Origin of the sequence: Vibrio sp. 1-1(7) (genome assembly GCF_013048485.1) — a bacterium.
In the GTDB taxonomy this organism is placed as follows: domain Bacteria; phylum Pseudomonadota; class Gammaproteobacteria; order Enterobacterales; family Vibrionaceae; genus Vibrio; species Vibrio fujianensis.
Genome location: NZ_VHSP01000002.1, coordinates 132,292 through 155,729, shown reverse-complemented (window position 1 = coordinate 155,729; position 23,438 = coordinate 132,292). Strand labels below are relative to the sequence as shown.

Sequence of the window (23,438 nt, the reverse complement as noted above, 5' to 3'; positions counted from 1 at the left end):
GTATTAAGACAGTAATTCTTTTAATGTCAGGGGATGCTCTGTCACGCCTAAGTTTTGCGCGGCAGTAAAGCCATATTTATCTTGATAACATAAATTGTGCCAAGCGCGAAAAATATCCAATAGCGGCATAATTCCGCCTGGACGTAGCTTTCTTCTTGGTTCATTGATGAGTGATTCAAACAACAATTGAAATCGCTGCTGATAAAAATCAATTTGGCGGGTGCTGGCAATGGGTAGCCAATGTTGTGGCGAGGGATGGTTTCCTGCCAGATAGCAGATGCCTTTGGTCGCGTGATGCTGGTGGATAATCGCCCAACGATCTCGCCACCACCCCATCAAAACAATATCAATGCGAGTAAAAGGCTCGCTGGCGTTCCACTGATGCTCTTCTTCTACGTACATTAAATCAACTTGTTGCTGACGAATACGAGGTAAACAAACACTCAGTGCCGCTGAGCGTAGCAGCGGATCTTGCGGCATAAATAAAGAAACATGTTTATTGGGTAAACACATATCTAATACATGCAGATAGTGCGCATAAGCGGTATAAGGCGGTCGAATTAACGCGCCTTTAGAAGGATAATGAAAGGCGGTGAGGTTCCCCATTGGGTCTTCAACATTGCCTCTTGCTAAGATCGTTTGATATTTTTGATCGATACGTTCACGTAATATTGAAGACGGCTCTGGCATAGCCAGATTCGACTCGGAAGAATAATCGCGAGCCACAAAACGGGCAGGAAGGCGATAAGGATCGTGATCGCCGCAACTGGGGGCGTCTTCATTAGCAGAGTAGTTAACGTGTTGACATAAAATATAACCGGTTTTGGCATCGCCAGTGGTGATCCACAATGCACCATTATTGCTCAGGGGTTGCAAAGCGGTATAGTGAGAGGCTAACTGATATGAGTCAGCGTGGTTGACCCAACGTGCATCAATCATGGCTAATTTGCGTCGACAACGGCTGGCAATATGTTCAACATGGTCATAAAACGTTTTAGGGTTAATCGTCAGTTTGCGGCAAATTTCACGCACAGAATAGCCAGTAAACAGTAATCCTAGCAGGCTTTCTTGCAACGCGAGTTTATGATTCGCACCCGACCATTTATCAACGAATGTGGTTTGACAAGCTTTACAGCGATAGCGCTGGCGATCCCCGCTGTAACCGAAGGCATGGTAAAGGTGTTTATGTGTGTGAACCGATAAGCCAAAATTTGTGCAGTCAGTATGGCGACATGCAGGTAAGCCATCGCTATGCAACTGGCGTAGACGATGCAGTTCGTTGAGTACATCGGCATTATTAAGTAAAGGGGGGAAAGCACCACACTCTCGACAAACCATCGTTGGCCGCTTCGGGTTCGCATGTTGCAAAACATAATGTTTTGCATCGCTCAAGCCAAAGTTGTTACACGCCAATGTTTTACAAAAGTTGAGTTGTAAACCCTCAGCCGCCAGCGGTAATTGGTCATTTGGCACGATCGCCCCCTCGGGGTAAAAATTAGAAATCGATGTTGATGGCAGTGTCCAGTGCGATTTGCATCATGTCATGGAACGATTTTTGACGGTCTTCTGAGCTGAGTTTCTCACCACGTAAGATGTGATCGGATACGGTCAGAATTGTCAATGCTCGAGCACCGAGGTCAGCAGCGACACCATAAATGCCTGCAGCCTCCATATCAACGCCTAAGATGCCAAGACTTTTCATTTTTTCAAAAATCTCAGGCTCTGGGGTATAGAATAAATCAGCAGAAAAAACATTACCGACTTTAACCGCGACTTTGTGCGCTCTGGCTTGATTGACAGCGGTTTCAAGTAGATCATAATCGGCAATCGCAGCAAAGTCATGGCCATTAAAGCGAATACGGTTTACTTTCGAGTCAGTAGAAGCTCCCATGCCAATGACAACATCCATCAATTTCACGTCATCGCGAATTGCACCACAGCTACCAATTCGAATAATGTTTTTTACGCCATATTCAGCAATCAGTTCATGGACATAAATACTGCATGATGGGATCCCCATTCCATGTCCCATGACGGAAACTTTTTGACCTTTATAGAAGCCAGTGTATCCGAACATATTGCGTACATCACACACCTGAGTCACGTCATCTAAGTAAGTTTCAGCAATAAATTTTGCGCGTAAAGGGTCGCCTGGCATTAATACCGTTTCAGCAAAAGCGTCTGCTTTTGCATTGATATGTGGGGTCGGCATGGGTTGTTCTCCAAAAGTTAAATAATCAACAGAATACAACTATTTACGAATACTGTTGATGAATGAAAATCGGTTGAGGCAATAATATCGAGCAACACCAAGGCCCCATGAGATATCGGTCACAAAATATAGTGAGTACGAGTTATTTTACCTTATTGATAACTAAATGTGTTGGAATTGGTAGCGCAAGCGATTTGTTGCGACTTAAGCCAATAACATTTAGGCCAACAAGCAGAGCGCATCAAGGGGTGGAACATTCAATGTGTACAGAAAATAAAATTGTATAACATTGAGATACTGTGCTATATCTTATACAAGAATATTTTATGTATAATCTTTTCATCGTTGTTGGTGAATAAGGCTTGGTTGGTCGGGAGGCAATATGACGGTTAAACTCATTCGTGTGGGCATTAGTGCCTGTGTACTTGGTGAACGCGTTCGGTTTGATGCGGGGCACAAAGTGAGCCATTTTGTTACTCAAGAGTTAAGCCCTTTTTTTGATTTTGTCCCTGTTTGTCCGGAAGTCGGGATGGGGTTACCTGTTCCGCGTCCCACTATCCGTCTTGTTGCTGATGAGCAACGTATTGCGCTAGTCGAAACGAAAGACGCGAGTCGCGATCATACCGAAGCCTTGCTACAGTACACCCATAAAAAAATTGACCATCTTCAATCTCAAGCTTTGTGTGGTTACATTGTTTGTGCCAAATCCCCCACGTGTGGCATGGAGCGAGTCAAAGTCTATCGAGATCATGGTGCAGAAAAAAATGGGGTTGGTTTATACACCGAACAATTAATGCAACGTATGCCTTGGTTACCCGTGGAGGAAGATGGGCGACTGAATGATCCGGTGTTGCGTGAGAATTTTATTACCCGTGTGTTTTGTTTACACGATTTTTACCAAAGCTTAGGTGATAACCCAACCGCTGGTAAAGTGGTGGATTTTCACTCGCGATATAAATTGACCTTAATGGCCCATCATCCTACGTCTTATCAACGCTTAGGGCGGTTAGTGGCAAACGTGGCTCAATATCAATTAGCGGATTTTATTCAAGAGTATCGTTTAGAGCTGATGCAAGCCCTGACCTTTCGCGCGAGTCGAAAAAATCAAACCAATGTTCTGATGCATATTCAAGGTTATTTTAAACGTTCACTCACCTCATCACAGAAAGCAGAGCTTGCTCAAGTGATTGATGAATATCGTCGCGGATTATTACCACTTTTGGCTCCTTTAACGTTAATCAAACACTATTTAGCCATGTATCCAGATGCGTACCTTAGCCAACAACGCTATCTAAACCCTCATCCTCAGGAGTTGAAACTACGTTATGGATTGTAAAGAAACCCGTTATGCCATTCGTGAAGTGTCGGAGCTGACAGGGGTTAAGCCTGTCACGTTACGCGCTTGGCAACGTCGCTATAATTTAATTCAACCAAAGCGTTCAGACAAAGGACATCGACTGTACAGCGAGCACGATATCAATACCATTCGTCAAATACAGAGCTGGCTGTTAAAAGGGGTCGCTATTGGCAAAGTAAGCCAGTTACTGCAAGCCAATGAGTTGATCGATGCCGAGTTACCGTTGGAAACCGCGGCAGAGTTGCAAGCGTGTCACCAATTACTGGATGCTTTGGCTCAGTTAAATGGTGTAAAAGCGGCAAATGTGCTTGCTACAGTGATGAAAGAATATCCTTTAGATATTGTTGAAACACAATTTGTACTGCCTGTGATTGAGGCGTTGGAAAAAGTAAAAGGGCCACTGCGATCTTTACAAAAAGGATTATTTAACAGTGTGATGTTGAGTAAGCTATCGAGCATTCTTGAGGCGGAAAATAAAGCCGCTTATAAGGGAAAATGCTTATGTGTTAGTTTTGAGCATGCCGGTCATATTCTCGCGTGGCTATGGGCCGTGAGCTGGGCAGAGAAAGGATATCAGGTGACCTTCATGGAAGGCATTGACGATATTACTGGCTTAGTTGACCATCAAGGTAGTACGAACTATTCAAGCCTTGCATTATTTTCGTATCGTCATTTATCGGATAACCAACGTAAGGCGTTAACCGCGCTGAAAACACAGTTCTCTGAAGCGATCTATTTTTCAGAGGTATTAGCCACTCTGGTAAAACAGGAAGACTAGGAATGAAATTGGTTTGGTTAAGGCGCGATCTTCGCGCTGTGGATAATACCGCTTTACGTTATGCCATCACCAGTACTCAACCGGTTTATGCACTTTATATTGCAACGCCACAACAATGGCAGCAGCATGGAATGGCCGCGATTCAAGCGGATTTAATTTATCGTCGCTTATTTGAATTACAGCAAGAGTTAGCAGCGTTAAATGTGCCACTTCTCTACATCGAATGTGATGATTTTAGCCAGGCGGCTCAAGCGGTGGCAGAGATGTCCGCCGCGCTTGGGGTGGATCAAGTGCTGGTTAATCGTGAGTACGAATACAATGAACAACAACGGGATGCGTTAGCGCAGCGACTGCTCGCCGAACAAGCGATAGAGTGGTGTGATTTTGATGATAAATGTGTGATTCCTCCTGGGCAGGTGTTAACCAAACAAGGGGATTATTTTAAAGTTTTTACCCCTTTTAAACGCGCTTGGCTAACTCAGTTTGTTCCACCGACGATTTTAACCACCCCTGTCGCGCAAAAGGTTAAAGTACCAGAGGCTTATCGTGCTTATGTATGGAGTGAAGCACAGCCTTTTACCTATCCACGTTACACGAGTGAGCAATGGCCGGTCGATTTTGATGCAATACGGCAACAGCTTCGTCAATTCTGTCAGCATAAGGTGGATGAATACCATCAACAACGCGACTATCCCGCCCAAGAGTATACCAGTCGCCTTTCTGCTTATCTGGCTATTGGGGCCCTTTCTGCTCGCCAATGTCTTGCTCGACTCTATACGCAATCGACTGGCGGCGTGCTTTCTGCGGGGGCTGATATGTGGATGAGTGAATTAGTGTGGCGAGAGTTTTATCAACATTTAATGGCATTTGAAGCCAAACTTTCACAAGGAAAAGACTTCCACTCTTGGGCGGCTCAACTGGTTTGGTACAATGATACCGCTGCATTTGAGCGCTGGTGCGAAGGACAGACGGGGTTTCCTATTGTGGATGCCGCCATGCGTCAGCTTAAACAAACGGGCTGGATGCATAATCGATTAAGAATGATTGTGGCGAGTTTCTTAACTAAAGATCTACATATTGATTGGCGTTGGGGAGAAGATTACTTCATGCGTCATTTGATCGATGGCGATTATGCGTCAAATAATGGAGGCTGGCAGTGGTGCGCATCAACTGGATGTGATGGCCAACCTTATTTTCGAATTTTCAACCCAATTACTCAAGGTGAAAAGTTTGACCCCAATGGCCAGTTTATTCGCCAATGGGTTCCTGAATTAGCTCATGTGCCGCTCACTTATTTGCATTCGCCGTGGACATGGTCTGAATTTAATCTGATGTCATACCCATCGCCAATGGTTGATCATAAAGTACAAAGAGAAGTAACCTTGCGTTTATACAAAGAAGCCAAAGAAATGGAGAATGGTATTGCGTAATGGGTTGATATTTTTGCTGATGTGGTTGAGTTATGCGACGACCAGCCAAGCGACAGTTTATGATTTTCCTAAAGAAGGAAGCCGTTTGGTTGGCCGTATGCAATACCATGTGGTTAGCCAAGGAGAAACTCTTGCCAACATTGCTAACCAGTATGAAGTGGGTTTTTTGGCTTTAATGGCAGCGAATAAAGGGGTTGATCCTTTTCTGCCTGCCGAAGGCAGTGTTTTAACCATTCCGTCGCAAATGATTTTACCTGATGTGCCATATGAAGGCATTGTGATTAATTTAGCGGAATTACGCTTGTATTACTTTCAACCTGAGCAGCGTCAAGTGCATATTTTCCCTGTTGGCATTGGCCGCATTGGTCGTGATACACCCGAAATGGAAACCTATATTAGTCAAAAGCGACCGAATCCAACATGGACACCCCCTCAATCTATTCGTCATGAGTATTTGCAGCGAGGCATTGAGCTGCCAGCGGTGGTACCGGCCGGGCCCAACAACCCACTCGGCGAATACGCGATGCGTTTAGCTTATGGTTCTGGAGAATATTTGATTCATGGCACCAATAAAGATTTTGGCATTGGTATGCGGGTCAGTGCTGGATGTATTCGGATGGAGCCTAAAGATATTGAGTGGCTATTTCAGCAAGCCGAACGAGGGATGAAAGTTCGTGTAATTAACGAGCCAATAAAAGTCACCTTAGAAGCGGATCGCAGTGTTTTTATTGAGGCGCATGAGCCGTTAACTCGTAGTGATGGCAGTAAAAAAATCTTGAGTTTACCCATTGAGTTAACGTGGTGGATGCGTGAATTTAATCAACCTGAAGCACGAGCTCGTGCTGCTATTTTGGCTCAAAATGGCATTCCAATCGAGGTGGTTCCGCCAAGTGAACAGTAAACGACTCGAGGAAAGGATTGCTTCTCGTAGCGCAGAGAAATCTATCGTTGCTTTGCTCAATAATTAGACGAAAATAACATAATTTACGAAAATGTCAGTTAATATGCTAGAATCTGGTCTCGTTATGATAATCACCTCTATTGAGAACTTGAGTGTTTCCCGAGGTTCGGCTCGTTATTTGTCATGAGTCAGAGTGATTTCGCTACAACGGGAACAAGTCAATCTTAGAGGTAGAGCGCTTTAAAACAGCGCTCTATTTTTTTTGTAATAGCGGGTAATTTTGTTCAAGGAAAGGCCATGTCTGTTTAAAAAAGGAGCCTATGGAGAGGCGCAGACATGACTGTATCGCCGGTACTCAGCGTAAAAAAAGAGCCCTATCATTTATACCAAGGTGCTCTTTTTATATTTTATGGGGAATAGCAGCGTAATAAAAACACCGTTTAGTCATCCCTTTAATTTAGCTTCAGGCGCATAAGTAACGTGTTGAGTAGGCTTTCTTAGTCGGCGATCGCTTTGAACAAACCCATCAATTTTCCCTCAGTCATCATGGAGGATGAAGAGAATAAAAATAATGAGGTTATATGAATCATTTGATTTCTATTGGCACATTGGAGTCCTTTTTGGTGGCCATCAGTGTTCTTTTTCTTGGCCATTTTGTGAATGCTAGGCTACCAATATTAAATAAATTTAATATCCCAGAACCCATTGTCGGTGGTTTGATTATTGCTTGTATCATTGCAGGTTTACACTTCAATGGGATTGATTTGGATTTTGAACTCCCGTTGCAGAGCACCTTTATGTTGATGTTTTTTGCAACGGTGGGTTTGGCGGCTAATTACACTCAACTGATTAAAGGCGGTGCTAAAGTGTTTATTTTTTTAGCGGTAGCCTCGTTGTATATCATTATTCAAAACGCTATCGGTATCTCTTTAGCCAGCGCATTAGGGCTTGATCCGCTAATGGGCTTGATTGCTGGATCTATCACCTTGTCAGGCGGCCATGGCACTGGCGCGGCTTGGTCACAAACATTTCAAGCGGTGTACGGTTTAGATAACGTATTAGAAATTGCCATGGCATCGGCGACATTTGGCCTGATTATTGGCGGGCTTATTGGTAGTCCTGTGGCTCAGCGCTTAGTGGATAAGCACAATTTTGAGTCGGAATATGGTCGCGGCTCAAGAACACATGAGCGCTTTCCTGAAGTGGTGACTTATAACGAGAATGAAGAAGATAGCGTGACAGCGAAAACGGTAATTGAGAACCTGTTTTTCTTATTGATCTGTGTTACGGGCGCTAAGTATGTTGAGCAGTGGGTAAGTACATTTCATATTCCGTGGCTGATGATCCCTGATTTTGTTTATGCCTTATTTATTGGGGTATTGATCACCAACCTATTAGAAGTGACTAAGGTTCGTAAAGTGGATGCGGAAACGGTGGATATGTTGGGCACGGTTTCTTTGGCGCTGTTTCTTGCCATGGCATTGATGAGCTTAAAATTGTGGAATATTTTCGATTTAGCGATCCCATTTCTATTGATTTTAGCGGTACAGTCGGTGGTGTTAGCCTTTTTTACATACTATGTCACCTTTAAAGTCATGGGGCGTAATTACGATGCCGCGGTGATCGCTGGTGGTCATTGTGGGTTTGGCCTAGGTGCGACACCCACAGCGGTCATGAATATGGGGTCTATCGTCAATCGATTTGGCCCTTCTCCGCAGGCTTTTATGGTGGTACCGATTGTCGGCGCTTTTTTTATTGATATTGTGAATCTGATTATCTTACAGGGATACATCACACTGATAAGCTAATCGCTCTTTTTGTTTATTGTTTAGTCACTAGATTCAGTGAGCGAACCACCAGTGAAAGAGGAACCGCTAGGTTCCTTTTTCTTTTTTATCAAATTATGAGAATTATTTGCGATTTATTTATTCTTTATTCTTATTTAATGAGAAAGTTGCTTTTTTAGACCCTAGTAATGTTGGCTTTCTCTAGGCAACCTGACTTTATACCCAATCATGTTTTTATATCGATTCTCAAAAAACATGAGAAAAAGTAGGAAAGAGGTGTTATGAATCAGGTTATTTCTATTGGCCCACAGGAGTCATTTTTAGTTGCGATTGGCGTGCTTTTTTTAGGTCAGTTCATCAATCATAAATTCCCCATCTTAAAACGATTTAATATTCCCGAACCCATAGTTGGGGGGCTTATTGTCGCCTGCCTGATTACCATAATGCATTTGCATGGCATCGATTGGGTTTTTGATCTACCACTGCAAAATACCTTTATGTTGATGTTTTTTTCAACCGTAGGATTAGCCGCTAATTATACGCAATTGGTCAAGGGCGGCATGAAGGTCTTTTTGTTTTTGATCATCGCATCCGTGTATATTGTTATCCAAAATGCTGTGGGCGTGTCTCTTGCTTCGCTACTTGGCCTTGATCCTTTGATGGGATTGATTGCGGGTTCTATTACACTCTCTGGTGGGCATGGTACGGGAGCTGCGTGGGCGCAGACATTTCAAAATATGTATGGGCTAAATAATGTGCTCGAAGTTGCTATGGCATCTGCAACGTTTGGCTTAATTATTGGGGGGATTATCGGTAGCCCGATTGCTAACCATCTGATAGAAAAACGTCATTTAGAATCTGAATATGGACGCAGCCTTCAAACACACCAGCGTTTCCCAGAACTGGTCACCTACAACGAGCATGAAGAAGATCGGGTGACATCGAAAAAAGTGATAGAAAGCTTATCGATTATCTTGCTTTGTGTTACCGGGGCTCATTATCTTGGGCAATGGGTTCGTCATTTCGAGATTAGTTGGCTAATGATCCCTGATTTTGTCTATGCACTTTTTATCGGTGTTGCAATAACTAATGTGATGGAAGTGACTCATGTTCGAAAAATCGATATGGAGACGGTCGATATCTTAGGGACGGTATCATTAGCACTGTTCCTTGCCATGGCATTGATGAGTTTAAAGCTGTGGAATATTTTTGACTTAGCGATCCCTTTTTTGGTGATCTTAACCGTTCAGTCGGTTGTGTTAGCACTTTTTGCTTATTATGTGACCTTCCGAGTGATGGGGCGTAGTTATGATGCCGCCGTTATCACCAGCGGTCATTGTGGTTTTGGGCTAGGTGCAACCCCAACAGCGGTGATGAATATGGGATCGGTCGTCAACCGCTTTGGCCCTTCTCCACAGGCTTTTATGGTCGTGCCGATTGTGGGCGCTTTTTTTATTGATATTGTTAATTTAGTCATCTTACAGGCCAGTCTCTCTTTTTTAACCCATTGATGGCAATAAAGTAGAGGATGAACAAAGCCTAGGTTTATACGCTGGAATTGGTTCAGTTCGCAGTCATCGTTTGTGAGGTCTATTTTCAAGCGCAAAAGTAGACCCTAATATTGGCTTCAGTAGCCCAGATGTCGTACTCTATCTAAGGATTCAAGCGATGAAATGGGTTAAGGTGTGGCGCAATGTATCAATTTACCGACTATCAAAGCCCGCTGGGGAAAATCATATTACAGTCCGACCCTAATGGTTTATCTGGCCTTTGGTTTATCACGACGGTGGGTATGCCTATAGAACTGGGGGCATATACCAAGTCTTGTCCTATACTGATACAAACAATCAATCAGTTAAGCGAGTATTTTTTAGGCCGTCGCACCGATTTTGATTTGCCACTGTCGCTCCAAGGGTCGGAATTTCAGCAAAAAATATGGCAAGTGTTGCGCGGTATCCCTTATGGTAAAACATGGAGTTATGGACAACTCGCTCAAGCGATTAACCAACCCACTGCGACGAGAGCTGTCGGAGTGGCAAGTAGTCGTAATCCCATCTCTATCATCATACCTTGTCATCGAGTAATTGGTAAAAATGGCGCATTAACGGGCTATGCTGGGGGAATCGAACGGAAAGCGTATCTGCTTGAATTGGAGAAAAAGTACACAGAATAAGGATCACCTTGATGCGTAATAAGCCAATGCACATTATCGGTATGCTGTTGCTCTCTCTCTTGAATGGATGTACTCAGGACGATTTGGAGCGCATGGCTGATAAAGAAACGTTTGCTTTTGAAGGCGCGTATGATAATCAACATACCCCTTACACCTTGAAATTTAAGGATGGTAAGGTTTCTTTTCAATCTGAAACAGCAAACTTAGAGTGGCAGCGTAATTATACAGTCAAGGAGAACCTCCTCTATATCGAAATTCGTAATAACTCGAAAGAAAAGCGAGATGATCTGGTGATGAGGATTCATGGTGGCGGTGAGGTCTTGACCTGTAGTGCTTGTGCCAAATATCAATTAAGTAATATTTGGGTTCGTATTGATGCATTACCGCAAAATAAGGAGTAAACAAAAGGCTCTCTTATCGAAAATGAAAGAGAGCCTGAATAAGGGGGGGTTAAGAAAATAACGCTTGGTTAAGCAGCAGATGTACCGCAATGCTGGCAATGTAACCGAGCATAATTACGGGCGTCCATTTTAGGTGACCGATAAAGGTATATTTACCGTGAGCGGCTCCCATCAAGGCCACGCCAGCGGCTGAACCAATCGATAATAAACTTCCCCCAACACCGGCGGTTAAAGTGATCAGTAGCCAGTTTCCTAATGACATGGAAGGATCCATACTTAGTACCGCAAACATAACGGGAATGTTATCCACAATGGCAGAAATGCCACCTAATGCGATATTGGCCCAAATCGGGTTCCATTGGGTATACATCACCTCAGATACCATGCCGAGATAACCTAATAAGCTTAGGCCACCGACACACATGACAACGCCGTAGAAGAAGAGCAAGGTATCCCATTCTGCGTGGGAAATGCGGCGAAAAACATCAAAAGGAACCACGGAACCGAGACGTTTTAAAGCGGCTTCATCCTTCTTCGCCATCGCAATTGCGGCTTTTTTCGCTAATGAGCTGGCTAACGTTTTTCTCAGGAAATAGCCAAAAAATTGTAGGTAACCTAACCCCATCATCATGCCGATAACGGGTGGAAAGTGGAATAAGGCATGAAAAGATACCGCCGTAGCAACAGTGAAAATAAACAAAGCCACGATACGACGTGCGCCTCGTTTTAACTCTACCTGTTCATAAAGCGCGTCCGGTTTTTCAGTGGGTAAGAACCACGAGATGATGACGGCAGGGATCACGTAGTTAATCACCGATGGGATAAAGAGATCCATAAATTGCATAAAGGTGACGTGACCCGCTTGCCATACCATTAGCGTGGTAATATCACCGAATGGACTAAAGGCCCCGCCAGCGTTAGCCGCAAGAACGATATTAATACAAGCTAAATTGACAAATTTAATATTATTGCCACCCACTTTAAGGACAACAGCACACATAAGTAGTGCGGTAGTCAGGTTATCGGCAATAGGGGAGATGAAAAAAGCGAGGATACCGGTAAGCCAAAACAACGTCTTAAAGTTAAACCCTTTACCCACCATCCACGCTTGCAAAGCATCAAAAAGACGGCGTTCTTCCATGGCACTAATATAAGTCATGGCAACCAACAAGAAGAGTAGAAGTTCTGCATATTCGAGAAGATTATGCTCTAACGCAGCCCGGGCGATCTCTACGTTATCATGTTGTTGATAAACATAACCGATCATCGCCCAGATTAATCCTGCCGCAAGCAGTACGGGTTTTGATTTTCGCAGATGTAAGTATTCTTCTAACATCACCAGAGCATAAGCAATACAAAATAGAATTAGCGACGCATAACCTATTGTGGAATGCGTCAGTGGTAAGGGGGAACCTGGGGTTATCGTGGTTGCAAAAGCAAGCTGGGGAATAAATAGCAGACAAAAGCCCACCCATATTCGATTCATTATTGGTACTCCGATAGTCAAAAAAATTGCTCAGAGTGTAATGATTATCCATAAAAATGACTGTGAAGCAGGTTGGAAATGTTTGATTTGTTTTATTTTTGTGTTATTTGTTAATGGAATTTATCCGAGGCGTGTCGCAGAAAAAGTGTTGGGCATCCGGTGATATGGGCCACTTAATATATGGTCGTGATATTGGTTACTTTATTTTGTGATGTTAATTACCTTGAGCCCGAGGTGTTGAGTTGCCTTTTCAAGCCAAAATGCCACAATAGCGCGTATTCCCATGTTCCCGATAAAAAGAGAAGGTTATGGCGCGTCCAAAAATTCCAAGACAAATTTGTGGCTTTCCAGCTCAAAGTTGTTTTAAACCCAATGGAATTCCGATGGCTCAGTTAGAAGCGGTTTCCATTCAAGCGGATGAGTTTGAAGCGCTGCGTTTGGTTGATTATCAAGGAATGCAGCAGCAAGAAGCCGCCATGGTGATGGGCGTTTCTCGTCAAACCTTAGCGAATCTAGTGAAATCGGCGAGGCGTAAAGTCTCAGACTGCTTGCTTCATGGCAAAGCACTGTTGATGGAAGAACAGCCACAATAACGGCCACCACCAAGTTTTGACGGTTTTATCTATCAAAGAAATAGGTACAATCGAGCGTTCGAATATCACCCTCTCCTTTATACTGTGCTCTTATGACATTGATAGACAGGGCACCGTGTTATGCGTTCACTTTCCATTACTCGATTAGTCCGAGCCAATGCCGCGTTGGCGGTTTTTGCGATTGTTGGCTTAAGCTTTTTCCTTATTCTCAATTTAACCCGTGTCCAGCAGCAGTTTGGTACGGTGGTTGATCGTAATGTTCAACTGCTCACCGCGATTTCTGATCTGCGTTATTACACAGTGACTTACCGCCGTTTTGCTCTCGACTATGGCTTAACTGATGATGTTGATGAACATCGCACGATTATGCAAACCATCGAATTTAATGATCAAGCGGTCAAACAGGCATTACAACGTATGGAGCAGTTAGCGGATTTGCCCGATATTCAAACATCAGTATCTGATTTTGAACGCCAAATAGAGGCCTACCAAATAATGCAGCAGCATTATATAGATCTCATTGATCAAAACCGGATTGAAGAAGCTCGCCGTCAAATGCTGGGTCCAATGTTGGCACCTTTTAATGAGATTGTGGAAGGATTGACACAATTTCAGCATCAACTAGAGCAAGATGCGACTCGCATGAAAAATGAGAAACAAGCACAGATTGAGCGAGTGATCCGTAGTTCTGTTGGGGCTGCTGCTTTAGTGGTACTTGCGTTACTTGTCAGCGGATATTTGACAGCCAAACGAGTATTGCGGCCATTGGCTCGGTTAAAAGCACACATGTCGATTGTTGGACAGGGGCAGTTGGAATCGCGTTTATCACTGACACAGTTTAAGCACGATGAATTTGGTGAAGCGGCGCAAGCATTTATTCATATGCAAGAGAACTTAACCACATTGATCCTTTCCGTAAAAGAGAGTGTCCATTCGTTAGACTTGGCTTCTGAAGAGCTGGCCGCTAAGGTTGCGCATACTCAGCAAAGTGTGGATGAGCAGAAATACGAGATCCAGAAAATTGTCTCATCTGTGGCAGATTTATCAGGCAACACTCAGCATATTGATCAAGTGACGCATAAGGCATCGTACAAGAGTGAGGAAACTCAACAACAAGCGCAGCTAGGTGAGCAAAGTATTGTGCATTCCATTGAGCGGACAGAACACTTATCACAATTACTGGATCAAGCCGGACAAGTGATTAATGGGCTGTATCAACGTAGCTCAGATATTAGCCTTATTTCTGAGGTGATTGGTAATATCACCAAGCAAACCAACTTACTGGCATTAAACGCGGCAATTGAAGCTGCGCGAGCCGGTGAGGCTGGACGAGGGTTTGCTGTTGTAGCCGATCACGTTCGTGAATTAGCTCAGCAGACCCAGCAGTCGATTGAAGAAATTGCCGGAGTGATTGAAAACCTGCAAGCTCAAGCTTCGGATGCGCAAGGTTTTATGAAACAGTGTCAAATTGAAATTGGGGAAAGTTTACAGCAAGTCAAAGAGGCGGGAGCTGCTTATCACCAAATCGTGGAGGCCGCGCAAGCTATTGCAAAACTTGATGGACAAATTGCTCAATTGGCACAAACGCAGCAACAGTTATCAATGCATGTGAGTGAGAGCGTCAACACGATTGAAGGATCTTCTCTTAATATTGAACATATTGCTAGTGAAACCACGCAGACCTATCACCTTGTTCAGCAACAAACTGAACACTTAAAGCAGTACATTGGTGCATTTACCGTTTAGTGGTTTCAATTTTTCATGGTTTGCTTGACCTGAATCGAGTTGTTCTCTTGATGCTGATTCAGGTCTTTTCATGTTCAAATTGGTCATAGCGAATGAAGTGGTCAATTTGTTTGGCGATATAATGGTTGTATAACATACTGGTGTGTGTGGTTCGTGTTTCCAGATGATCCGTCATGCCTGCAATTTTGGTTTCTTCCACCGTCACCGTGCCATCGGACTCCTTTTGATTCCCCATTAATAATGTGCGCATTCCGATGGGAAGCGTCCCCGCGATACTGCCGAGCTTTTGTGGAAAATGCCAGCTATCATGATGTTTTTTTAAGCCATATTCAGTGGCGTTTCCAAGAATCATTCCCAGCCCTAATTGCTCTATTTTGCTTACAATCGAGGCCCCCTGCAAAGGAGAACCGATGGTGATCACATGAGAGATATGCTGAGTATTGGGGTGGCGTGAAGCTAAATAGCGTTTGATCATCAAGCCGCCTAAGCTATGCCCGACCAACACATTGCTTTGTTTGCAATCGAGTGCGGCATCAATTTGGAGAAACAGTTTTTCCTCATTAATCGACAGTGTATTGTAACTAAGTGCGATCGCTTGATAACCCAACTTAGTCAGTTGCTGGCGTAAGGGATGCATAACAATGCTATGCATGTAGAGTCCATGAAGAATAATAATTGGCATGATAGGTCGTCCTACAAACGGCTCGAAGTGGTGATCTAACCATGCTTTTATGACAAGTTAAAGTGGTCTTTTATCCGCGTAAGCAGGTTTGAAAGTAAGTGACTTCGTGGTTGGCAAGGCGATATACAGTGGCGGGTTTCCCACCTTTTCCTTTACATGAAGCGGCGATTTTGTTCGCGCTGACAATTACGCCTGTATTAATCAGCCGCCGTTTGACCGTCATGCGATTCATGTCTACCCCAAATTTTGCATAAGCATCAATGATATCTGCCACCAGAAATTCTTTTTCCAATGAGAAAAGTACAACCGATGTGTATTCGACCGCGGCACGTAGTTTTTTCCATGCGTGTTGAATTTGAGCGACATGGTCAAAAGCCAGTTCCATTTCATTATTTAGCAGCATCTTCAGACTAAACCAATTAGCGCGATTGCGATCGATACCAAAATCTTCAATTTGTTGAACATTAGAAGGATTAAGCAGCGCGTAATGCGAGATACTGACGCTCCAACCATCGGGATCGCGTTTAGGGTTACCATCAACGAGTGGATCGCTAATAAAATTCGGATAAGTATGAATTTTTTGCCGACAAATACGTCGTCGGGCAGAATCAAAATCTTCATCGGCGGGTTCACCACCCTTGGCCGTCATATCTTCATCATACACGAGTCCTCCCGGCAAGGCCCATTGACCGCAATCTGGCCGATTAGGATTACTGCGTTTAACCAATAATATTTGAATACCGGTTGGTGCAAGGCGTAAACAAACCAGATCAATGGTAACAATCATGCTGACATTCCTAAAAAATTGAGCCTTTATTCTAGGTAAGAGCTGAGAGAGGGTCAAATGTAAATAACAGTTTGTGACAAACATAGTTTTTATCAGTGGTCTTATTTCAGTAACGCCTTCACTGGGTTGTTATTTTTATATTATCGCCATAAATAAACATACAAATTATATGGATATAAGGTAAGCGTTAGTTTGTCACAATAGTTGACAAACTTGTAAGGCTAATTTATTGTGCTGAAAAAGTTAGCAACATAATGTTACTAACATACAGCTCTGTTAACCTTGAATGGAAGGATGGCATAATGAACGCTTGCCTGTTTTCTCCCCACCTTATCCGCAGCTTGTTGGATCTTGATGCTTATAAAATCAATATGATGCAGGCCATTCATTCTTTTTATCCTGACGTTCAAGTTCGCTATGAATTGATTGTTCGGAGTGATGAAGATGTTAGTGACCTTTTGGAAGAGGTGCGTGAAAAGATCGCGCATTTAGCCTCTTTACGTTTCTCTGATGCGGATATTACCTATCTAGAGAAAAGCTCCCCTCATCTTAAAGCTTCGTTTTTACAATCCTTGCGTTATTTTCATTTTCAACCAGAGCGTCAGGTTGAGATGGGGATTATCAAGCAAGAGGGAAAGCACCAGTTACGTATTGCGATTCAGGGAGCATGGCGAGATACCATTTTGTATGAAACCTTGGTGATGGCGATCGTCTCTGAAGTTCGTAGCCGCCGTCGATGGTCACAAGTGCCTATTGAGCTACCTTTGCAAGTATTGGCAGAAAAAGTTCAGACTTTAAAAGTCGAACTTAAAAAACGTGGTATAGAGAATTTTTCATTGACAGAAATGGGCACTCGCCGCCGTTTTTCCAGCCAAGTTCAGCGCGATGTGATTGCTTATCTGCACCAAGAAATTCCCGAGTTATTACTTGGTACCAGTAATTACCATTTTGCTCGTGAATTTAACCTTAAACCGATTGGTACAATTGCTCATGAGTGGTTTATGGGCCATCAAGCTTTAGTCAATGTCGGCGATTCACAACGAGTTGCTTTAGAACAGTGGTTACGAGCGTTTGATGGGCAGCTGTCTATTGCCCCAACCGATACCTTAACCATTGATGCCTTTATTCGTGATTTTAATGTGCACCTTGCCAAAGCCTATGATGGGGTTCGCCATGACTCCGGTTGTCCGTTTACTTGGGGCGATAAAATGCTCGCTCACTATAAAAAGTTAGGCATTGACCCTAAAAATAAGCTGTTTATTTTCTCCGATGGGCTTAACTTTGACCAGGCATTATCATTGTGTGAATACTTTGCAGGGCGAGTTCGTATCTCATTTGGTATCGGAACCTTTCTTACTAATGATTTAGCGGGCTGGAAAAATGATCGGGATAAAGCCTATCAACCGTTGTCGATGGTGATTAAATTAACTGAGTGCAATGGTCGTCCGGTAGCGAAGGTGAGTGATGAACCAGAAAAAGCCATGTGTGAAGACCCAATTTTTCTCGCTAACCTGAAGCAACGCTTTAATATTGAGGTGGATATGGATCGGTTAATTTTAGAGTTACAGCAAAAAAAGAGTCGAAAACGACAATACATTGCCGCTGCATAGCTAATCATGACTGAAAACCACCGGCTATGCCGGTGGATACTTTTTTTAGGTGGTGCATGCAATAGGTAAAACTTTACCTAATTAGTCCGATTCGGCATGATAATAAAACTCGAGATGCATAAAGAGAAACGTCATGATTTATACGCCAATCAAAACCGCCGTTATTGGCTACGGTTATTCTGCTAAAACCTTTCACCTCCCATTTATAAAAACCTTACCTGAGCTAGAGCTATGCGCGATCAGTTCTAGTCAACAATCTGCCGTTGAACATGATTGGCCACAGGCGAAGTGGTATCAAGATGCCGAGGCATTACTCGATCACAGCGATGCAGAACTGGTGATTATTACCGCTCCTAATGATGTTCATTTCCCTTTGGCCAAGCGTGCGTTAGAAAATGGCAAACATGTGATCGTTGAAAAGCCATTTGTCACCCAAATTGAACAAGGCAAAGCTTTAATTACTTTGGCGCAAGAGCAACGGCGAGTGTTGAGTGTGTTCCATAATCGGCGTTGGGATGGGGATTTCCTCACCGTAAAAAAAATGATTGAACAAGGTCGTTTGGGGGAGGTGCGCTTATTCGAGTCTCATTTTGATCGTTATCGTCCAGACGTTCGCCAGCGTTGGCGTGAACAGGCACAAGAGGGGGGTGGCATTTTATTTGATTTAGCTCCACACTTATTGGATCAAGCGTTGGTGCTGTTTGGTCTTCCACAAGCCATCAATGCTCAATGTCGAATGATGCGCCCAGGCGCGACAACCATTGATTACTATAATCTTATTTTGCACTACCCTAATCATTTAGTGCATTTGCATTCTAACCTATACAGCCCCGAGCCCAATCTACGTTATAAGATCTTAGGAACGCTTGCCAAATACGAAAAAATGGGGCTTGACCCACAAGAAGCGCAGCTTAAACAAGGGGTAGAGCCTATTGGTGACCACTGGGTAAGTGAAGACCCAACGCTTTATGGTCAACGCTATAGTGAATCCGGGGCTCAGGCGATAACCACTGAGTGTGGCGGCTATCAGCACTACTTTAAAGCCGTTGCCGATGCGATTCGGTTGGGCACTGAAAACCCCGTTCCTGCTGAGCAAGCGCTGCAAAATATCGCCTTAATTAAGCTAGCACAAGAAAGCAGCAAAACCGGACGAACGTTAGCGGTCATTGCTTCTGAGATGGGCATTATGTAGCGATATTCAGTTGTTAAGAGAAAGGTGAGGGGGGGATTTTCCCCCTCCTCGGTGATATAATCAAACCACACCTTGCTCGATCATTGCGTCAGCGACTTTTCGAAAGCCTGCAATGTTGGCTCCGAGAACCAAATTGTTCGGTTCGCCAAATTCTACTGCCGTATCACGGGCATTGCGGTAGATATTTTTCATGATCACTTTTAATTTTTCATCGACTTTGGCAAAACTCCACGTTTGCATACTGGCATTTTGCGCCATTTCTAGCTGGCTGGTGGCCACGCCTCCTGCATTGGCCGCTTTACCTGGGCCGTAGCAAATGTTTGCATCAAGGAACACTTCTACTGCGTCTTGGGTTGACGGCATGTTTGCACCTTCCGATACCGCGATAACGCCATTGGCCACAAGAGCTTGCGCATCTTGTGCGGTCAGTTCATTTTGTGTGGCACATGGAAAGGCTAAGTCAGCAGGGAAGCGCCAAACTGCATGACCATCGGCTGGATAATCGCTAGCCGGAATATAACGAGCATCAGAATGATACTGTAGGTATTCTGCTAAACGAACTTTACGCACTTCTTTGAGTTCTTTTAAGGTCGCCAAGTTAATGCCTGTTTCATGGTAGAGGGTTCCGCTTGAATCCGAGCATGTAATGGGGCGAGCACCGAGTTCATAGAGCTTTTCAATGGTGTAAATCGCCACATTACCGGCCCCAGAAACTAGACAGGTTTTGCCTGCTAATGATTGATTGTGATCTTCTAGCATGTATTGTGCGAAGTAAACGCACCCATAACCGGTGGCTTCTTTACGAACCAAAGAACCGCCCCAAAGTAGGCTTTTTCCTGTGAATACGCCGTCATAATTACCCGTTAAGCGTTTATATTGACCAAACATATAGCCAATTTCACGTGCTCCAACGCCAATATCGCCTGCTGGAACATCACTTGTCGGGCCAATGTGACGGTACAATTCATTAATAAACGATTGGCAAAAACGCATAATTTCAGCATCCGATTTCCCTTTGGGATCGAAATTTGCGCCCCCTTTTCCACCGCCAATGGGTAAGCCAGTTAAGGCATTCTTAAACACTTGTTCAAAGCCTAAAAATTTGATGATACTGGCATTGACGCTCGGGTGAAAACGTAGTCCACCTTTGTATGGCCCTAAAGCCGAGTTAAATTCAATCCGATAGCCTTTGTTAACTTGCACATTTCCTTGATCATCAACCCAAGGTACACGAAACATAATTTGTCGCTCAGGTTCAACCATTCGTTCGATGATGGCATGCGCTTTGTATTTTTCATTGGTTTCTAAGATGGGTTGTAGTGAGTCTAAGATCTCTTCTACTGCTTGATAAAATTCGGCTTGTGCGGGGCTTGTTTTTTTTAATCTGGCTATAGTGTTATGAATGTAAGTCACGATGATTTCCTTGTGAGATTAATTTGTTGATGTCCTTGATTAGGAAATGATGCCCTCATGGCTTTTCCTAACTTTTTGATAAAATAAGAGTTTTTCGCTCGTTAATGGGTGTTGATGATTCCAGAGCAACCCATATATGCTATTGAATCATGAAATAAAATGCAGCAAAAATGTGTATAAATGTATTCAACGTCGGAAAAATAAATATTAAGGCGAAAAACCAGCCAAGTATTTTTATGGTGAATGCTTTGGTTTCATGTCACCACTCACAAAATAAAGAGCAAAACGATCTGCTCGCTTGATAAATATCAAAGTTTACTCATTCATGTCACGGGAACAAGGAAAATTTTTTAGGCTCGCCTATCCTTAGTATCGATATGTTTTAAAGGGAGATATTCCCTTTGTGACTTGAGGCGACCGCGGTATTGGCGATGTTGGTTTTCCGCAATCATATAGATTGGCTTTTAATAAAAATCAGCCTTCGGTTGGGTAAATTTATCACTCACTTGCCGTTTTCTGGTTACTTCAAGTGGTTTGGGGATAGTGTCTATTAAATTGATAGCTATAGTGTATTAGTGTTTGATTTTTAAATAGCTTAGCCTAGATCTAGATAACCGTTTATGTGTGAAATTACTCGGTAGTCACTGCAGCAATGTATAGCAAGGAGAATAGAATGGAAAATAATGGGATAAATTCAGGTGGTAAGTGCCCAGTCATGCATGGTGGTGTTACCTCTGCCGAGATGTCTAACATGGATTGGTGGCCTAAAGCACTTAATCTTGACATCTTGCATCAACATGACGCAAAAACGAACCCAATGGGGGCTGATTTTAATTACCGTGAAGAATTAAAAAAACTCGATGTTAATGCCTTAAAAAACGACCTGAAAGCGTTAATGACCAATAGCCAAGAGTGGTGGCCAGCTGACTGGGGGCATTATGGTGGTTTAATGATCCGTATGGCTTGGCACTCGGCCGGAACTTATCGTATTGCTGATGGCCGAGGTGGCGCAGGCACCGGCAATCAGCGTTTTGCACCAATAAACTCTTGGCCTGATAATGCTAACTTAGATAAAGCTCGTCGTTTACTTTGGCCAATCAAGCAAAAATACGGCAATAAGATCAGCTGGGCAGATTTGATCATCCTCGCGGGTAACATGGCCTATGAATCGATGGGGCTTAAGACTTTTGGTTTTGCTTTTGGTCGGGAAGATATCTGGCACCCAGAAAAAGATACTTATTGGGGATCAGAAAAAGAGTGGTTGGCACCGAGTGGCGCTAAAAATAGCCGTTATTCTGGCGTTCGTGATCTAGAAAACCCATTAGCGGCAGTCATGATGGGGTTGATTTATGTCAACCCAGAAGGCGTTGATGGCAATCCTGACCCACTGAAAACGGCTCATGATATGCGCGTTACTTTTGAACGTATGGCAATGAACGATGAAGAGACGGTGGCGTTAACCGCTGGTGGTCATACCGTGGGTAAATGTCATGGTAATGGCGACGCGGCCAATTTAGGGCCTGATCCGGAAGGGGCGGAATTAGAAGAACAAGGTTTAGGTTGGATCAATCACACCACACGTGGTGTGGGGCGTAATACGGTCACCAGTGGTATTGAAGGGGCATGGACAACCAATCCAACACAGTGGGATAACGGTTTCTTCTATTTATTGTTTACTTACGATTGGGAATTGAAAAAAAGCCCAGCGGGCGCTTGGCAATGGGAGCCCATCAATATCAAAGAGGAAGATAAGCCAGTTGATGTCGAAGATCCAAGTATTCGCTATAACCCAATCATGACTGACGCCGATATGGCGCTGAAAATGGACCCTGCTTATCGCAAGATTTCTGAGCGTTTTTATCAAGATCCGGCTTATTTTTCTGAGGTGTTTGCTCGTGCTTGGTTCAAACTGACGCACCGTGATATGGGGCCTAAAGCTCGCTATATTGGCCCTGATGTTCCTAAAGAAGATTTGATTTGGCAAGATCCAATCCCAGCGGGACGTAGCGATTATGACGTTGATGCGGTAAAAGCGAAAATTGCCGCCAGCGGATTAAGTATTAGTGAAATGGTCTCCACCGCTTGGGATAGTGCCCGTACCTTCCGTGGATCCGATAAACGGGGTGGTGCAAATGGTGCGCGGATCCGTCTTGCGCCACAGAAAGATTGGCAAGGTAATGAACCTGAGCGCTTAGCAAAAGTGCTTGCTGTGCTAGAAAACATCGCCAGTGAGTTTGGCATAAGTGTCGCGGATACCATCGTGCTTGCTGGTAATGTCGGAGTTGAAATGGCGGCTAAAGCGGCGGGTGTTGAGGTCAAGGTACCATTTGTTCCTGGGCGTGGCGATGCAACATTAGAGCAAACTGATGTGGCATCATTTGATGTTCTTGAACCCTTATCTGATGGTTTTCGGAATTGGTTGAAGAAAGACTATGTTGTTAGCCCAGAAGAATTGTTGCTTGATCGCGCTCAGCTCATGCGTCTTACCGCACCAGAAATGACCGTATTAATGGGGGGAATGCGCGTATTAGGTACCAACTATGGCGAAACATCGCATGGTGTCTTTACCGACAATGTCGGCGTGTTAAGTAATGACTTTTTCGTGAACTTAACTGATATGCGGTACACTTGGAAACCTAAAGGGCGAAATTTGTATCAAATATGCGAGCGTCAATCTGGCGCAGTCAAATGGACAGCGACGCGAGTCGACTTAGTATTTGGCTCAAACTCTATTCTTCGATCATATGCGGAAGTGTACGCACAAGACGATAACAAAGGAAAATTTGTGCATGACTTTGTTGCGGCTTGGTGCAAAGTGATGAATGCTGATCGTTTTGATCTGATAAAATAGCTTTATCAACGTCAATAGCCCCCAAGTTTGGGGGCTGTT

Annotated in this window: 19 protein-coding genes; 13 read left to right on the top strand and 6 right to left on the bottom strand. The window is 43.8% G+C overall.

Annotation, left to right across the window (positions count from 1 at the left end; genetic code table 11):
* Positions 1 to 3: 3 nt before the first annotated feature.
* Both FKN05_RS08850 and deoD read right to left on the bottom strand, forming a co-directional pair.
* The gene (locus tag FKN05_RS08850; RefSeq protein ID WP_161427365.1) at positions 4 to 1,473 is read right to left on the bottom strand and encodes an IS1 family transposase; all 1,470 of its coding nucleotides are present in this window, start codon (positions 1,471 to 1,473) and stop codon (positions 4 to 6) included.
* A 22-nt stretch (positions 1,474 to 1,495) separates the two neighbouring features.
* Entirely contained in the window at positions 1,496 to 2,212 is a 717-nt protein-coding gene (deoD, locus tag FKN05_RS08845; RefSeq protein ID WP_099610931.1) for a purine-nucleoside phosphorylase, read from the bottom strand.
* 382 nt (positions 2,213 to 2,594) lie between these two features.
* On the opposite strand from deoD, the gene FKN05_RS08840 reads away from it, so the two are divergent.
* The 8 genes from FKN05_RS08840 (at position 2,595) to FKN05_RS08805 (ending at position 11,039) form a co-directional block, all read left to right on the top strand.
* Positions 2,595 to 3,548 carry a YbgA family protein gene (locus FKN05_RS08840; protein WP_099610930.1) on the top strand — a complete coding sequence of 318 codons (954 nt, stop codon included), beginning with the start codon at positions 2,595 to 2,597 and terminating at the stop codon, positions 3,546 to 3,548.
* The gene (locus FKN05_RS08835) at positions 3,538 to 4,347 is read left to right on the top strand and encodes a MerR family transcriptional regulator (RefSeq protein WP_099610929.1); all 810 of its coding nucleotides are present in this window, start codon (positions 3,538 to 3,540) and stop codon (positions 4,345 to 4,347) included. The genes FKN05_RS08840 and FKN05_RS08835 overlap by 11 nt, the downstream gene beginning before the upstream one ends.
* A 2-nt stretch (positions 4,348 to 4,349) precedes the next feature.
* The gene (phrB, locus tag FKN05_RS08830) at positions 4,350 to 5,777 is read left to right on the top strand and encodes a deoxyribodipyrimidine photo-lyase (protein ID WP_099610928.1); all 1,428 of its coding nucleotides are present in this window, start codon (positions 4,350 to 4,352) and stop codon (positions 5,775 to 5,777) included.
* Between the two features lie 19 nt (positions 5,778 to 5,796).
* On the top strand, positions 5,797 to 6,678 hold the full coding sequence (locus FKN05_RS08825) for a L,D-transpeptidase family protein (RefSeq protein WP_170887548.1): 882 nt from the start codon (positions 5,797 to 5,799) through the stop codon (positions 6,676 to 6,678).
* A 581-nt stretch (positions 6,679 to 7,259) separates the two neighbouring features.
* Positions 7,260 to 8,486: a sodium/glutamate symporter gene (gene gltS / locus FKN05_RS08820; protein WP_099610927.1), complete on the top strand. Its 1,227-nt coding sequence runs from the start codon at positions 7,260 to 7,262 to the stop codon at positions 8,484 to 8,486.
* Positions 8,487 to 8,746: 260 nt separating this feature from the next.
* The gene (gene gltS / locus FKN05_RS08815) at positions 8,747 to 9,976 is read left to right on the top strand and encodes a sodium/glutamate symporter (RefSeq protein WP_099610926.1); all 1,230 of its coding nucleotides are present in this window, start codon (positions 8,747 to 8,749) and stop codon (positions 9,974 to 9,976) included.
* Between the two features lie 182 nt (positions 9,977 to 10,158).
* On the top strand, positions 10,159 to 10,638 hold the full coding sequence (locus tag FKN05_RS08810) for a methylated-DNA--[protein]-cysteine S-methyltransferase (RefSeq protein ID WP_170887335.1): 480 nt from the start codon (positions 10,159 to 10,161) through the stop codon (positions 10,636 to 10,638).
* An 11-nt stretch (positions 10,639 to 10,649) separates the two neighbouring features.
* Entirely contained in the window at positions 10,650 to 11,039 is a 390-nt protein-coding gene (locus FKN05_RS08805; RefSeq protein WP_161428264.1) for a hypothetical protein, read from the top strand.
* A 49-nt stretch (positions 11,040 to 11,088) separates the two neighbouring features.
* Here the strand turns inward: FKN05_RS08805 and nhaD are convergent, their stop codons facing one another.
* Positions 11,089 to 12,525: a sodium:proton antiporter NhaD gene (nhaD, locus tag FKN05_RS08800; protein WP_099610924.1), complete on the bottom strand. Its 1,437-nt coding sequence runs from the start codon at positions 12,523 to 12,525 to the stop codon at positions 11,089 to 11,091.
* A gap of 308 nt (positions 12,526 to 12,833) precedes the next feature.
* On the opposite strand from nhaD, the gene FKN05_RS08795 reads away from it, so the two are divergent.
* Both FKN05_RS08795 and FKN05_RS08790 read left to right on the top strand, forming a co-directional pair.
* Positions 12,834 to 13,118, top strand: a complete 285-nt coding sequence (locus FKN05_RS08795; protein WP_099610923.1) for a DUF134 domain-containing protein — start codon at positions 12,834 to 12,836, stop codon at positions 13,116 to 13,118.
* A gap of 120 nt (positions 13,119 to 13,238) precedes the next feature.
* Positions 13,239 to 14,864, top strand: a complete 1,626-nt coding sequence (locus FKN05_RS08790; RefSeq protein ID WP_170887334.1) for a methyl-accepting chemotaxis protein — start codon at positions 13,239 to 13,241, stop codon at positions 14,862 to 14,864.
* 58 nt (positions 14,865 to 14,922) lie between these two features.
* Here the strand turns inward: FKN05_RS08790 and FKN05_RS08785 are convergent, their stop codons facing one another.
* Together FKN05_RS08785 and FKN05_RS08780 are read right to left on the bottom strand one after the other, a co-directional pair.
* Positions 14,923 to 15,546 carry a PGAP1-like alpha/beta domain-containing protein gene (locus FKN05_RS08785; protein WP_099610922.1) on the bottom strand — a complete coding sequence of 208 codons (624 nt, stop codon included), beginning with the start codon at positions 15,544 to 15,546 and terminating at the stop codon, positions 14,923 to 14,925.
* Between the two features lie 70 nt (positions 15,547 to 15,616).
* Entirely contained in the window at positions 15,617 to 16,333 is a 717-nt protein-coding gene (locus FKN05_RS08780) for an NUDIX hydrolase (RefSeq protein ID WP_099610921.1), read from the bottom strand.
* A 302-nt stretch (positions 16,334 to 16,635) separates the two neighbouring features.
* On the opposite strand from FKN05_RS08780, the gene pncB reads away from it, so the two are divergent.
* Together pncB and FKN05_RS08770 are read left to right on the top strand one after the other, a co-directional pair.
* A complete protein-coding gene (pncB, locus tag FKN05_RS08775; RefSeq protein WP_161427874.1) occupies positions 16,636 to 17,943 on the top strand; it encodes a nicotinate phosphoribosyltransferase in 1,308 nt (435 codons plus the stop codon).
* Between the two features lie 133 nt (positions 17,944 to 18,076).
* Complete coding sequence (locus FKN05_RS08770; protein ID WP_161427873.1) at positions 18,077 to 19,135, top strand: oxidoreductase; 1,059 nt, start codon at positions 18,077 to 18,079, stop codon at positions 19,133 to 19,135.
* Positions 19,136 to 19,195: 60 nt separating this feature from the next.
* On the opposite strand, the gene gdhA is transcribed toward FKN05_RS08770, so the two are convergent.
* The gene (gene gdhA, locus FKN05_RS08765; protein ID WP_161427872.1) at positions 19,196 to 20,548 is read right to left on the bottom strand and encodes an NADP-specific glutamate dehydrogenase; all 1,353 of its coding nucleotides are present in this window, start codon (positions 20,546 to 20,548) and stop codon (positions 19,196 to 19,198) included.
* Positions 20,549 to 21,221: 673 nt separating this feature from the next.
* On the opposite strand from gdhA, the gene katG reads away from it, so the two are divergent.
* Positions 21,222 to 23,399, top strand: coding sequence for a catalase/peroxidase HPI (gene katG, locus FKN05_RS08760; protein ID WP_099610918.1), 2,178 nt, complete (start codon positions 21,222 to 21,224; stop codon positions 23,397 to 23,399).
* Positions 23,400 to 23,438: the final 39 nt, after the last annotated feature.